General features: G+C 65.9%; 9 protein-coding genes. 1 reads left to right on the top strand and 8 read right to left on the bottom strand.

All coding sequences use genetic code 11. The features are described 5' to 3' along the window. Positions 1-106: 106 nt before the first annotated feature. The gene (locus BLW05_RS09340) at positions 107-2104 is read right to left on the bottom strand and encodes a DNA repair helicase YoaA (protein WP_093161942.1); all 1998 of its coding nucleotides are present in this window, start codon (positions 2102-2104) and stop codon (positions 107-109) included. Then, positions 2104-2307: a DUF465 domain-containing protein gene (locus tag BLW05_RS09335; RefSeq protein WP_093161941.1), complete on the bottom strand. Its 204-nt coding sequence runs from the start codon at positions 2305-2307 to the stop codon at positions 2104-2106. Before BLW05_RS09335 ends, BLW05_RS09340 begins: the two co-directional genes overlap by 1 nt. 125 nt (positions 2308-2432) lie before the next feature. On the opposite strand from BLW05_RS09335, the gene BLW05_RS09330 reads away from it, so the two are divergent. Then, entirely contained in the window at positions 2433-3203 is a 771-nt protein-coding gene (locus BLW05_RS09330) for a PP2C family protein-serine/threonine phosphatase (RefSeq protein ID WP_093161939.1), read from the top strand. 24 nt (positions 3204-3227) lie between these two features. Here BLW05_RS09330 and BLW05_RS09325 read toward each other — a convergent pair whose 3' ends face one another. From BLW05_RS09325 to BLW05_RS09300, 6 genes are all read right to left on the bottom strand, one after another. After that, positions 3228-3908 (bottom strand): hypothetical protein, encoded by a 681-nt coding sequence (locus tag BLW05_RS09325; protein ID WP_093161938.1) that lies wholly within the window; start codon positions 3906-3908, stop codon positions 3228-3230. After that, a complete protein-coding gene (zapE, locus tag BLW05_RS09320; protein WP_093161937.1) occupies positions 3905-5002 on the bottom strand; it encodes a cell division protein ZapE in 1098 nt (365 codons plus the stop codon). Before zapE ends, BLW05_RS09325 begins: the two co-directional genes overlap by 4 nt. Before the next feature lie 4 nt (positions 5003-5006). Beyond that, positions 5007-6437, bottom strand: a complete 1431-nt coding sequence (lpdA, locus tag BLW05_RS09315; protein WP_093161935.1) for a dihydrolipoyl dehydrogenase — start codon at positions 6435-6437, stop codon at positions 5007-5009. A gap of 10 nt (positions 6438-6447) precedes the next feature. Then, on the bottom strand, positions 6448-7710 hold the full coding sequence (gene odhB / locus BLW05_RS09310; protein WP_093161933.1) for a 2-oxoglutarate dehydrogenase complex dihydrolipoyllysine-residue succinyltransferase: 1263 nt from the start codon (positions 7708-7710) through the stop codon (positions 6448-6450). 46 nt (positions 7711-7756) lie between these two features. Further along, positions 7757-10636 carry a 2-oxoglutarate dehydrogenase E1 component gene (locus BLW05_RS09305; RefSeq protein ID WP_093161932.1) on the bottom strand — a complete coding sequence of 960 codons (2880 nt, stop codon included), beginning with the start codon at positions 10634-10636 and terminating at the stop codon, positions 7757-7759. Between the two features lie 255 nt (positions 10637-10891). Further along, positions 10892-12796: a propionate--CoA ligase gene (locus BLW05_RS09300; RefSeq protein ID WP_093161930.1), complete on the bottom strand. Its 1905-nt coding sequence runs from the start codon at positions 12794-12796 to the stop codon at positions 10892-10894. Between the last annotated feature and the right edge of the window lie 55 nt (positions 12797-12851).

Genomic DNA, 12851 nt, shown 5'->3' with positions numbered 1-12851 from the left:
CAGCCTCGCGCACTTCGTGTCGCTCTGACACCCCCTTCCAGGGGCAATCCCGGCGGCCCGGCAGAGCCGGTTCCGCGGGATTCCTGGGCTCGGCTGCGTCGGTTTCTTAGTTCTTGAGCGCCGCCAGCGCATCCTCGAAGCCAGCCTCGTCCTCGATGCGCCGCATCGGCGGCAGCGCGGCGAGCAAGCGGCGGCCGTAGCCCATCGCGACGAGGCGGGTGTCGCAGATCACGAGCACGCCCGTATCCGTTTCACGCCGGATCAACCGCCCGGCACCCTGCTTGAGCGCTACCGCCGCCTCGGGCAGCGAGTAGTCGCTGAACGCGCTGCGGCCTTGCGATTCGAGGCGCTGGGAGCGCGCCTCCACCAGCGGATCATTCGGTGGCGGAAACGGAAGCTTGTCGATCACCACCAGTTGCAGTGCGTCGCCGGGCGCATCGAAGCCTTCCCAGAAGGACGCGGATGCGACAAGTACACAACCGGCACGCCCTTGCGCGGCCCCCTCGCGAAATCGATCCATCAGCGTGCGCTTGGGCAATTCGCCCTGCACCAGCACCTCCGGGCGATCCGCGGGCTCCAGCGTCTCGAAGTCCTGTCGAATCGCATCACCGACCGTGCGCAAGGCGCGCAGGGTCGTCGTCAGCACCAGCGTGCGGCCGCCCAATTGGCGGGCGCCGTGCGCGGCCAGCTTTGCCACGTGGTGTCCGTGCGATGGATCACTGGGCTTGGGAAATCTGCGCGGCACGTAGAGCGCAGCCTGGCGCGCATAGTCGAAGGGGCTCTTGACGCGCAGCACTTCCGCGTCTTCGAGCCCGCAGGGTTCGGTGAACCACTTCAGCGCCGGGTCGTCGCCCAGCGTAGCCGAGGTGAAGACCCATGCATGGCCGTCATCGTCCGCCTTGGCCGGATCGGATTTGAGAACGCGGGTGCGGACTGCCTCGGCAATGTCGAGCGGCGATTCGACCAGTCGCAGATGCGAGCCCACGTCCACCCAGCGGACCGATCCGGACGGGCAAGCCTCCGCGAACCGGGACGCGCGCTCGGAAAGCTGCAGCGCCCGCTCATGGAGCCGCACGAAATCCGGCGAAAGCTCGCTCACCGTGTCGAGGCCCCGCCCTGCTTCGGCGAACGCCTGCCCCAGCGCCTCCAGGGCCCCTTGCCACGCCTGCATCGGAACCCCTTCGGGCGAACCGCCGGACCATCGCAGCTTGGCGCCCGGGTATTGCTTCCCGACCGACAGCCGCAGTTCCCGGGCGGCGCGCTCGACCCCGGCGACCAATTGCTGCCAGTCGACCAGACCTCGCGCATGCTGAAGCCCGGCTGCCAGGAGATCACGCGCGAAATCCAGCGCCTGCCCGCTGCCAAGCTGGACACCGAGGAACTGGACGCCGGTCTCGTTCAACTGATGCGCTTCGTCGAAGACCACGACCCGTACCGTCGGCAGCAATTCCGCCATGCCCGATTCGCGCACCGCCAGATCGGCAAAGAACAGATGGTGGTTGATGACCACCACATCGGCCGCCATCGCCTCGCGCCGCGCGAGGTTGACATGGCAGGGCTTGAACTGCGGGCACTGCGCACCGAGGCAGTTCTCCCGCGTGGAAGTCACCAGCGGGATCACCGGCGATCGCTCGTCGAGGCCCGGGAGTTCGGCGAGATCGCCGGTACGCGTGGCCTTGGCCCATTGCTCGATCTTCGCCAGCGTGCGCAGCGACGCGCGCTCCGGGGACGCATCGTGGCGCGCCTGATCAAGACGGTGCAGGCACAGATAGCTGGCGCGGCCCTTGAGCAAGGCGGTTCGAACCGGCAAGCCGAGCGCGCCGACCAGCCTCGGCAGGTCGCGGCCGAAGAGCTGGTCCTGCAGCGTCTTTGTCGCGGTGGACAGCAGCACGCGCTCGCCGCTCAGCAGCGCAGGTACGAGGTAGGAGAAGGTCTTCCCCACTCCGGTGCCCGCCTCGACGACGAGCACCCCGCCGTCCGCGATGGTGCGCGCGACCGCAACTGCCATCTGCGTCTGCCCCTCGCGTTCGCGGAATTGCTCCGCGGCCTGCGACAGCACTCCATCCTGCGCAAACGCCTCGCGCACTTCCTTCTCGAGGGACATCAGGCGGGCTCTTGGGGGTCAAGCACGCGTTCGAGGCGCGAGATCTCGTCGCGCAACGCAAGGCGCCTCTTTTTCAGGCGGCGCAGCAGAAGCTCGTCGCGCGACACGGCATCTGCCAGACGGTCGATCGAGGCATCGAGGTCGGCATGCTCGATCCGCAACTCGATCAGCTGGCGCGAAAGGGAATGAAGATTGGAGTCCAACGGGCGCAATTCACGAACGGCGCAGGCAGCGGGTCTTTCCCTGCCTGTGTTCACTCGATAATACGTCCTCGTTCCGCTCCGACAAAAACCATGAGAGACCGCGCCACTGGCGCTCCGGCGCCTGCATGACACGAAGCTTTCGACTCGCTGCCGCTACCGGCCTCCACCAGGGGGATCGCCCCTATCAGCAGGACCAGGTCATGGTCACCTCCCATCCGCGCGTGCCGGGCTGCGTGCTCGGGGTCGTTGCCGACGGCATGGGCGGACGCAGCGGCGGGCGCAAGGCCTCCGACCAGGTGCTGATGACCGCCCGCCAGCTCTTCGCCCGCTACAAGCCGGGCCGGGACGAGCCGGTGGGCATCCTCCGGCAGATGCTCGAGGACGCGCACACGGTGATCAAGCTGACGGCCGTGTCTAGCGAGCAGGAGCCTCACAGCACGCTCGCCGCCTTCCTGCTGAATCCGGAAGGCGACTGCGCCTGGGTGCACGCCGGCGATTCACGCATCTATCACTTCCATCGGGGCCGCCTCGTCAAGCGCACCAAGGACCATTCCTATGTCCAGGTCCTGGTGGATCGCGGCGAGATCGACGAAGAGGAAGCCAGCATCCACCCGCAGAGCAACATCCTGCTCGGCTGCCTCGGCATGAAGTCGACCCCGCCACCGGTGGATGTCCATCTGATCCCGAGGCTCCAGGCCGGCGACGTGCTCATGGCCTGCAGCGACGGGCTGTGGCACTACTTCACGCCGGAAGAGATGGGCTCGCTACTGGCCGATCAGCCGCCACGCGCAGCCGTCGAGCTGCTCGTTGCCGAGGCGCGCCGGCGCGCGCGCGGAACCGGCGACAACATCTCGATCGCGGTAATCAAGGTCGAGGATCTGCCACCGGCCGAATGACGCCCGGCTGGGTCGCCCAGGGCGTCAAGGGCTCTTGGGCACCACAGGCGCCGGGGAAGCCGCACCGGGATCGGGCAGCGGCGCCGAACGGGGCTTGTCCCGTTCCCTGTTCTTCTTTTCGAGGTCGGCGCGATGCTCCGCGGCCTTCTTCAGCTTCTCTTCGTATTCGGCGCGCGCCGCAGGCGCCTGGGCTTTTCGCTTCGCAGCGTCGGCCTGCTGTTCGGCATGTTCGCGCTGCTTGTTCTCGAACTGGCGCCGGTTTTCCTCCTCCTGCGTCGCGGCCTGGGCACGGCTGGCCGAGTGATCGGCCGCGCGCTGCTCGCGGTCCTGCTGCGCCTTCAACGATTGCTCTCGCTGGGCATCGGCCTCCTTGGCCTTTTGCGAGGCGTTCTGCTCTTCGAGCTTCTCCATCTCGGCAGCACCCCGGCGCTTGCGCTCGAAATCGTTAATCGCGGCCTGCTGGCGCTTCACGTCGTCGGTGGCCGTGCGGCGGCGCCGGCGGCTTTCCTGGAGACAGTCCTCGACCGCGAACCTCTTGTAGCAGGCCTTCTGCTCGGTCACATAGCGCGCATCGATGGCCTTCTGCTCGTCAGCCAGTCGGGCGCGTTCTGCATCGAGATCCGTGTTGGCGACGGTGGCCGTCGTCTGCGCCCAGAGCGGCAGGGCGGACAGCCCGATGAGGACGGCGGCAAGCGTGGCTTTCATGTCAGGCGGGTATCGACGACGCGGCGTTCCAGCGACAGGAATTCGGCCGATTGCATCTCGTTGAGTCTCGAAACGGTTCGTGGAAATTCGTGGGCGAGCGGCCCCTCGGTATACAACTGCTCGGGCGGCACTTCGGCCGACATGATCAGCTTCACTCGCCGATCGTAGAACACGTCCACCAGCCAGGTGAACCGGCGGGCTTCCGACGCCATGCGGACGGGCATGAACGGCACGTCGGACAACAGGACCGTGTGGAACTGCGTCGCGATCTCCAGGTAGTCGTTCTGCGAGCGCGGTCCGCCGCACAGCGTCTTGAAATCGAACCACACCACGCCGCCGGCCTTGCGCAGCGAATGGATCTCGCGCGCCTCGATGTGGAGCACCGGATTTTCGTCCGCGGACTCGGCGAGCCGCTCGAATGCCTCGCGCATTTCCCTGTCGGCTTCGGCGCCATTGGGCGTGAGGTACAGCCGCACCTGCTCCAGCGTCCGGCGGCGATAGTCGGTGCCGTTGTCCACGTTGACGACTTCGAGGTTGTCGTTCAACAGCTTGATCGCCGGCAGGATGCGATCGCGATGCAATCCGCCCGGATACAGGTCGTCGGGCTTGAAATTGGACGTCGTGACGAACCCGACGCCGTTGTCGAACAGCGCCACCAGCAGGCGGTGCAGGATCATCGCGTCGGTGATGTCCGCGACGTGGAATTCGTCGAAGCAGATCAGCTTGTAGCGCTTGGCGATCCGCCGGCCGAGCTCGTCCAGCGGATTGACCGTGCCTTGCAGCTCGGCCAGTTCCCGGTGCACCTCGCGCATGAACTCGTGGAAATGCAGACGCGTCTTGCGCCGCAGCGGGACCGCGTTGTAGAAGCAGTCCATGAGGAAGCTCTTGCCGCGGCCGACACCCCCGTACATGTACACCCCGCGCGGGATGTCCGGCCGGTTGATCAGCTTCTTGAGCGCATTGGAACGCTGCGCCTTGTACTCGGCCCATTCGCGGGCGCAGCGATCGAGCGCTTCGACGGCACGAAGCTGCGCAGGGTCGCTCTTGAAACCCCGCGCAGCCAGTTCCGCTTCGTAAGCCTGAAGAACGTTCAAGGCTTCAGAAGTTCAGCGTGCGCTTGTCGACCGCAAGCGCCGCTTCCTTGGTCGCCTCGGAGAGCGAAGGATGCGCGTGGCAGATGCGGGCGATGTCCTCGGCGCTGGCCTTGAATTCCATCGCGACGACGGCTTCGGAGATCAGCTCGCTGACCATTGGGCCCACCATGTGCACGCCGAGGATCTCGTCCGTGGCCGCATCGGCCAGGAACTTGACCATGCCGGTCGTGTCGCCCAGCGCACGCGCACGGCCGTTCGCCAGGAACGGGAAGGTGCCCGCCTTGTACGCACGGCCGCTGGCCTTGAGCTGCTGCTCGGTCTGGCCGACCCACGCGATCTCCGGCGAGGTGTAGATCACCCACGGAATCGTGTTGAAGTTGACGTGGCCATGCTGGCCGGCAATGCGCTCGGCCACCGCAACGCCCTCTTCTTCCGCCTTGTGCGCGAGCATCGGGCCGCGCACCACGTCGCCGATCGCCCAGACGTTCGGCAGGCTGGTCTTGCACTCGTCGTCCACCACGATCGCGCCGCGCTCGTCGAGTTGCAGGCCGACCGACTCGGGGTTCAGGCCGATGGTGTTGGGGATGCGGCCGATCGAGACGATCAGCTTGTCCACCTCGAGCTTCTGCGCCTCGCCCTTGGCGTCGGTGTAGGCGATGCTCACGCCGTTCTTGCCGGACTTGACTTCACCGACGTTCACGCCGAGGTTGATCTTCAGGCCCTGCTTGTCGAAGGCCTTCTTGGCTTCCTTGGCGATCTGCTCGTCGACCGCGCCGAGGAAGGTCGGCAGCGCTTCGAGCACCGTGACTTCCGAGCCGAGCCGGCGCCATACGGATCCCATTTCGAGGCCGATCACGCCGGAACCGATCAGCGCCAGCTTCTTCGGCACCGCGCCGACGCGCAGCGCGCCGTCGTTCGAGAGGATGTTCTCCTCGTCGAACGGTGCGCCCGGCAGCGGGCGCGCGTTCGAGCCGGTCGCGACGATGATGTGCTTGCCGGTGATGCTTTCCTCATTGGCGCCAGCGACCTTGATCTCGTAGCCGGCGTCGGAAGCCTTCACGAACGAGCCGCGGCCGTGGAAGAACGCGACCTTGTTCTTCTTGAACAGGTAGACGATGCCGTCGTTGTTCTGCTTCACGACGTTGTCCTTGCGCGCCAGCATCTTGGCCACGTCGATACCGAGGCCTTCGACCTTGATGCCGTGGTCCGCGAAGGCATGGCCGGCATGCTCGAAGTGCTCCGACGATTGCAGCAGCGCCTTCGAGGGAATGCAGCCGATGTTGGTGCAGGTGCCGCCGAGGGCGGGGCCGCCCTTGGCGTTCTTCCACTCGTCGATGCAGGCCACGTTGAAGCCGAGTTGCGCCGCACGGATCGCGGCCACGTAGCCGCCGGGGCCGCCGCCGATGACGACGACGTCGAATTGCTTGTCAGACATCCGGTACTCCTTAGATGTCGAACAGCAGGCGCGCCGGATCTTCGAGCGCTTCCTTCATGGCCACGAGGCCGAGGACGGCTTCGCGGCCGTCGATGATGCGGTGGTCGTAGCTCATCGCCAGGTAGTTCATCGGGCGAACCACGATCTGGCCGTTCTCGACGACAGCGCGGTCCTTGGTCGCATGCACGCCGAGGATGGCCGATTGGGGCGGGTTGATGATCGGGGTCGAGAGCATCGACCCGAACACGCCACCGTTGGAGATCGAGAACGTACCGCCGGTCATTTCTTCGATGCCCAGCTTGCCGTCGCGCGCCTTGGCGCCGTACTCGGCGATCTTCTTCTCGATGTCGGCAAAGCTCATCTGGTCGGCATTGCGCAGGATCGGCACCACGAGGCCGCGCGGCGAGCCGACGGCGATACCGATGTCGAAGTAGCCGTGGTAGACGATGTCGTTGCCGTCCACCGAGGCGTTGAGCACCGGGTACTTCTTGAGGGCGTGCACGGCAGCCTTCACGAAGAAGCTCATGAAGCCGATCTTGACGCCGTGTTCCTTCTCGAACTTCTCCTGGAAGCGCTTGCGCATTTCCATGACCGGGGCCATGTTGACTTCGTTGAAGGTCGTGAGGATCGCGTTGGTCGATTGCGACTGCAGCAGGCGCTCGGCAATGCGGGCGCGCAGACGGCTCATCGGCACGCGCTCTTCCGGACGATCGCCGAGGTCGGGTGCGGTGGCGGGCGCGGCGACTTGCGGCAGCGCGGTCTTCGGTGCGCCGGTCGGGATCGCGACAGGCGCGGCGACCTTGGCGGTCGCACCGCCGGCCACGGCGCTCAGCACGTCGCCCTTGGTGACGCGGCCGTCCTTGCCGGTGCCGGTCACGTCGGAGGTAGCGAGCTTGTTGTCCGCCAGCAGCTTGGCAGCGGCCGGCATCGCGACGTCGGACTTCGACGTACCGCCGGCGGCGGCAGCCGCTGCGGGAGCGGCAGCCGGAGCCGCGGCAGGCGCAGCAGCGGGCGCCGCCGCGCCGGCCTTGCCTTCGGTGTCGATCTTGGCGATGAGCTGATCGGCCACGACGGTCGCGCCGTCGCCGGCGACGATCTCGGCCAGCACGCCGGCGGCGGGCGCCGGCACTTCGAGCACGACCTTGTCGGTCTCGATCTCGATCAGGATTTCATCGACCGCGACCGCTTCACCGGCCTTCTTCTTCCACTGGAGCATGGTGGCTTCGGCCACGGACTCGGACAACTGGGGGACTTTGACTTCAACGATGGACATTTGGTGATTCCGCTTCGTGTTTCTTGTGAGATGGTTCGAGTTCTTCTTACTTGGTCAGCACGAAGCCCTTGAGCTTGCCGAAAGCCCCGTCGACGAGCGCCTTCTGCTGTTCCTGGTGCAGGTGCGAGTAACCCACCGCAGGCGATGCCGAAGCAGCGCGGCCGGAGTAGCCGAGCTTCTGGCCTTCCTGCATGTTCTCGTGGATGTAGTGCTGCACGAAGAACCACGCACCCTGGTTCTGGGGTTCGTCCTGGCACCAGACGACATCGACCAGATTGGGGTATTTCTTCAGTTCTGCGCCGAAGGCCTTGTGCGGGAACGGATAGAGCTGTTCGACGCGGATGATCGCCACGTCGTCGGCGCCCTTCTCTTCGCGCTTCTTGGCCAGGTCGTAGTACACCTTGCCCGAGCAGGCGATGACGCGCTTGACCTTCTCGGCCTTGAGATCCTTGACGTCGGGGATGACGGTCTGGAAGCCACCCTTGGTGAACTCGGACAGCGGCGAGGTCGCGTCCTTGTTACGCAGCAGCGACTTCGGCGTCATGATGATCAGCGGCTTGCGCAGGTTGCGCACCATCTGACGACGCAGCAGGTGGAAGATCTGGCTGGCCGTGGTCGGCTGCACGACCTGCATGTTGGTGTCGGCCGACAGCTGCATGAAGCGCTCCAGGCGCGCCGAGCTGTGCTCCGGACCCTGGCCTTCGTAGCCGTGCGGCAGCATCAGCGTGATGCCGTTGACGCGGCCCCACTTCACTTCGCCCGAGGCGATGAACTGGTCGATCACGACCTGCGCACCGTTGGCGAAGTCGCCGAACTGCGCTTCCCAGATCACGAGCGTGTTGGGGTCGTTCGAGGCGTAGCCGTATTCGAAGGCCAGCACGGCTTCTTCGGACAGGATCGAGTCGATGACGACGAATGGCGCCTGGTTGTCGGCCACGTTCTGCAGCGGCACGTAGGTGCCGACGTCGAACTTCTCGCGGTTCTGGTCGTGCAGAACGGCATGGCGGTGCGTGAAGGTGCCACGGCCGCAGTCTTCGCCCGACAGGCGGACCGGGTAGCCGCTGGCGACCAGCGAGGCGAAGGCCATGTGCTCGCCCATGCCCCAGTCGACGTTGACTTCGCCGCGGCCCATGGCCGCGCGGTCGTCGAGCACCTTCTTGACCAGCGGGTGCACGGTGAAGTTGTCCGGCGACTTGGTGATGCGCTCGGCCAGACGCTTCCACTCGGCGAGCGGGATCGCGGTGTCGCCGGCGTCGGTCCACTTCTTGTTGAGGTACGGGGTCCAGTCGACCGCGTACTTGCTCTTGAAGTTGGTGATGACCGGGTCGAAGGTGTTCTTGCCCGCGTCGAAGGCGGCGCGCTGCGCCTTGACCAGATCGTCGCCGAGCGTGTCGCCGAGACCCTGGGCCGCCAGCTTGTCGGCGTACAGCTTGCGCGTGCCGGGGTGCTGGGCGATCTTCTTGTACATCAGCGGCTGCGTGAGCGCCGGGGTGTCCTGCTCGTTGTGGCCGAGCTTGCGGAAGCAGACGATGTCCACAACCACGTCCTTCTGGAACTCCATGCGGAATTCAAGGGCGAGCTGGGTCGCGAGCACCACGGCTTCGGGATCGTCGCCGTTCACGTGCAGCACCGGCGCCTCGATCATCTTGACGATGTCGCTGCAATACAGCGTCGAGCGGCTGTCGCGCGGATCGCTGGTGGTGAAGCCGATCTGGTTGTTGATGACGATGTGCACCGTGCCGCCGGTGGAATAGCCGCGCGTTTCAGCCAGCGCCAGCGTTTCCATCACGACACCCTGGCCCGCGAAGGCCGCGTCGCCGTGCACGATCACCGGCAGCACCTGCTTGCCGAGCGGGTCGGCGCGGCGATCCATGCGGGCGCGCACCGAACCTTCGACCACCGGATTGACGATTTCGAGGTGCGAGGGGTTGAACGCGAGGCTCAGGTGGACCGGGCCGCCGGGGGTCGAGACGTCCGAGCTGAAGCCCTGGTGGTACTTCACGTCGCCGCTCGGCAGGTCTTCAGGGGCGGTGTGGTCGAACTCGGCGAACAGGTCCGCAGGCAGCTTGCCCAGCGAGTTGACCAGCACGTTCAGGCGGCCGCGGTGGGCCATGCCGATGACGATTTCCTGCACGCCACGGGCGCCGGCCTGATTGATGAGCTCGTCCATCGAGACGATGAAGCTCTCGCCGCCTTCGAGCGAGAAGCGCTTCTGGCCGACGTACTTGGTGTGGAGGAAGCGCTCGAGGCCTTCAGCCGCCGTGAGGCGGTCCAGCACGCGCTTCTTCTGGTCTGCGGTGAGCTTGGGGTTGGTGCGGGCGCTTTCCAGCTTCTGCTGCCACCAGCGCTTCTGCGCCTGGTCGGTCATGTACATGTACTCGGCGCCGATGGTGCCGCAGTAGGTTTCGCGCAGCGCGTTGAGCAGGTCGCGCAGGGACATCGTGTCCTTGCCGAAGAAGGTGTTGCTCGTGTTGAACACCGTCTCGAGGTCGCCGTCGGAGAAGCCGTAGAACGAGGGCTCGAGTTCCGGAATGGCGGGACGCTCGGCGCGCTTGAGCGGGTCGAGGTCGGCCCAGCGGGCGCCGACGTTGCGGTAGGCGGCGATCAGCTGCTGGACGGCGGTGCGCTGGCGGCCGAGTTCGGAATCGGCGCCGCTGGCCTGGACGACCTTGGTCGTGCCCGCCTTGGCGCGCTCGGCGAAGGCGTTGATGACCGGGAGGTGGGGAACGTCCTTGGTGTGGCTGCCGTCGGTGGCAGGCACGTTCTGGAGGGCGTCGAAGTACGCGCGCCAGTTGTCGGGGACGCTGCCGGGGTTGGAGAGGTAGTTTTCGTACATCTCTTCGACATAGGGCGCGTTGCCGCCGAAGAGGTACGTGTTGCCTTGATAGGCGGTGTAGACGGACGGAGCCGACGAAGAATCGCTCATATTGCGCTGACCTTCGCTTCCCTGTGGGAAGCACGAGCTGGTTAAGAAACCTTCCGCGACACGGCTGAACCGGTTGGCGGATGCGACTGTGGCTGGGGAAGGGCCTGAGTACGGACGCGAAGTATATGGGTAAACCCCCAGGCTCGCGCACTGCGTGTCGCTCTCCACCCCCTTGCAGGGGGCAATACCAGCGGCCCGGCGAAGCCGGTTCCGCGGTATTCCTGGCCTGTTCCGCGCGCTTTTCGCGCTGTGGCGTCAGAGCAACTGCTTGATCTGCTGGAGCGTGGTCGGGTCGTCGATCGTGGTCAGGTCGCCGGGGTCACGGTGCTCGCAGACCGCCTGGATCGCCCTCCGGAGCAGCTTGCCGCTGCGGGTCTTGGGCAAGGCCGTCACGAAGCGCACCCGCGCGGGCCGCGCGAGCGCACCGAGGTCGTCGGAGACCCGCTTCATGATTTCGCCTTCCAGCCGCAATGCCAGATCGGCATCGCTCACCGCCCCGGCTTCCTTGGACACCACGAAGGCCAGCGCCACCTGCCCTTTGAGCTGATCGGCGACGCCGACGACCGCGACTTCGGCGACGCTCGCATGACCGGAGATGCTTTCCTCGATCTCGCGCGTGCCGAGCCGGTGACCGGCGACGTTGATCACGTCGTCGGTGCGGCCCAGGATGTAGAAATAGCCGTCCTCGTCCCGGATGCCCCAGTCGAAGGTCGAATAGACCATCTTGCCCGGGATGCTCTTCCAGTAGGTATTGACGAAGCGCGCGTCGTCCCGCCACACCGTCTGCATGAAGCCGGGCGGCGTCGGGCCTTCGATGACGACCACGCCCTTCTCGTTGGCGCCGGTCAATTCCTCACCGGTCGATTCATGAAGGATCTTGACCTTGTAGCCGTACATCGGAATGCCCGGGCTGCCGAACTTGCTCGGCATGCGCTCGACGCCGTTCGCCACCGTCAGGATCGGCCAGCCGGATTCGGTCTGCCAGTAGTTGTCGATGATCGGCACGCCCAGTCCGTCGCTGATCCAGCGTGCGGTCGGCTCGTCCAGCGGCTCGCCGGCGAGGAACAGTGCCCGCAGGCTCGAGAGGTCGTATTTCTTGAGCAGCGCCGGATCCTGCTTCTTGAGCACGCGCACCGCGGTCGGCGCGCTGAACATCACGGTCACCTTGTACTTCTCGACCAGCCGCCACCAGATGCCACCGTCCGGCTGACGGTCGATGCCCTGCGTGGGGAGGCCCTCGTACATGATGGTCGCCATGCCGGCGATCAGCGGGCCGTAGACGATGTAGCTGTGGCCCACCACCCAGCCGATGTCGCTGGTCGAGAAATAGGTCTCGCCCGCCCGGCCGTCGAAGATGTGCTTCATGCTCGCGGCCAGTGCCACCGCATAACCGCCGGTGTCGCGCTGCACGCCCTTGGGCTTGCCGGTCGTGCCGCTCGTGTAGATGGTGTAGCTGATGTCGGTCGCGTCGAGCCAGGTGCACGGCACCTGCGCATTCATGTGCCTGTCGCGCAGACCGGCCGCGAGATGGTCGCGCCCCTCGGTCAGATCCATCGGCGCGAGACCGCGGTCGACCAGCAGCACCGCCGACGGCTTGTGCGCCGACAGGCGGATCGCCTCGTCGAGCAGCGGCTTGTACGCCAGCACCTTGTTGCCGCGCGAGCCGGCGTCGGCGCTGACGATGACCTTCGGCGTCGCATCCTCGATGCGCGATGCCAGCGAACCGCTCGCGAAGCCGCCGAACACCACGCAATGGATCGCGCCGATGCGCGCGCAGGCCAGCATCGCGAACGCCGCCTCCGGGATCATCGGCATGTAGATCAGCACCCGGTCACCCTTCCCCACGCCGAGCTCCATCAGGCTCGCGGCGGTGCGCTGGACTTCGGCATGAAGCTCACGGAACGAATAGGTCTTCTCGACGCCCGTTTCGGTCGACACGAAGATCAGCGCCGGCTGGTCGCCTCGGCTCCCGAGATGCCGGTCGACCGCGTTGTGGCAGAGGTTGGTCGTCCCGCCGGCAAACCAGGTCACGAAAGGTGGCTTGCTCGCATCGAGGATCTGGCCGGGCGGCGTTTTCCAGTCGATGAGCTTCGCCTGCTCGGCCCAGAAGGCTTCCGGCGCGTCGATGGAACGGCGATAGAACTCTGCGTAGCGGTCCATGAGGCTTGTCTCCTTGTTTCAGATCTTCCGAATGCGCAAAAACTGAATTCATAAT

Source organism: Variovorax sp. YR216 (genome assembly GCF_900107745.1).
GTDB lineage: Bacteria > Pseudomonadota > Gammaproteobacteria > Burkholderiales > Burkholderiaceae_C > Variovorax.
The sequence above is the reverse complement of the archived record's forward strand: the minus strand, read 5'-3'. Positions and strand labels throughout refer to the sequence as shown.

Coding starts and splice junctions, on each gene's coding strand:
- BLW05_RS09330 (WP_093161939.1), top strand. CDS start 2,433: ATGACACGAAGCTTTCGACTCGCTGCCGCTACCGGCCTCCACCAGGGG.
- BLW05_RS09300 (WP_093161930.1), bottom strand. CDS start 12,796: ATGGACCGCTACGCAGAGTTCTATCGCCGTTCCATCGACGCGCCGGAA.
- BLW05_RS09305 (WP_093161932.1), bottom strand. CDS start 10,636: ATGAGCGATTCTTCGTCGGCTCCGTCCGTCTACACCGCCTATCAAGGC.
- BLW05_RS09325 (WP_093161938.1), bottom strand. CDS start 3,908: ATGAAAGCCACGCTTGCCGCCGTCCTCATCGGGCTGTCCGCCCTGCCG.
- lpdA (WP_093161935.1), bottom strand. CDS start 6,437: ATGTCTGACAAGCAATTCGACGTCGTCGTCATCGGCGGCGGCCCCGGC.
- odhB (WP_093161933.1), bottom strand. CDS start 7,710: ATGTCCATCGTTGAAGTCAAAGTCCCCCAGTTGTCCGAGTCCGTGGCC.
- BLW05_RS09340 (WP_093161942.1), bottom strand. CDS start 2,104: ATGTCCCTCGAGAAGGAAGTGCGCGAGGCGTTTGCGCAGGATGGAGTG.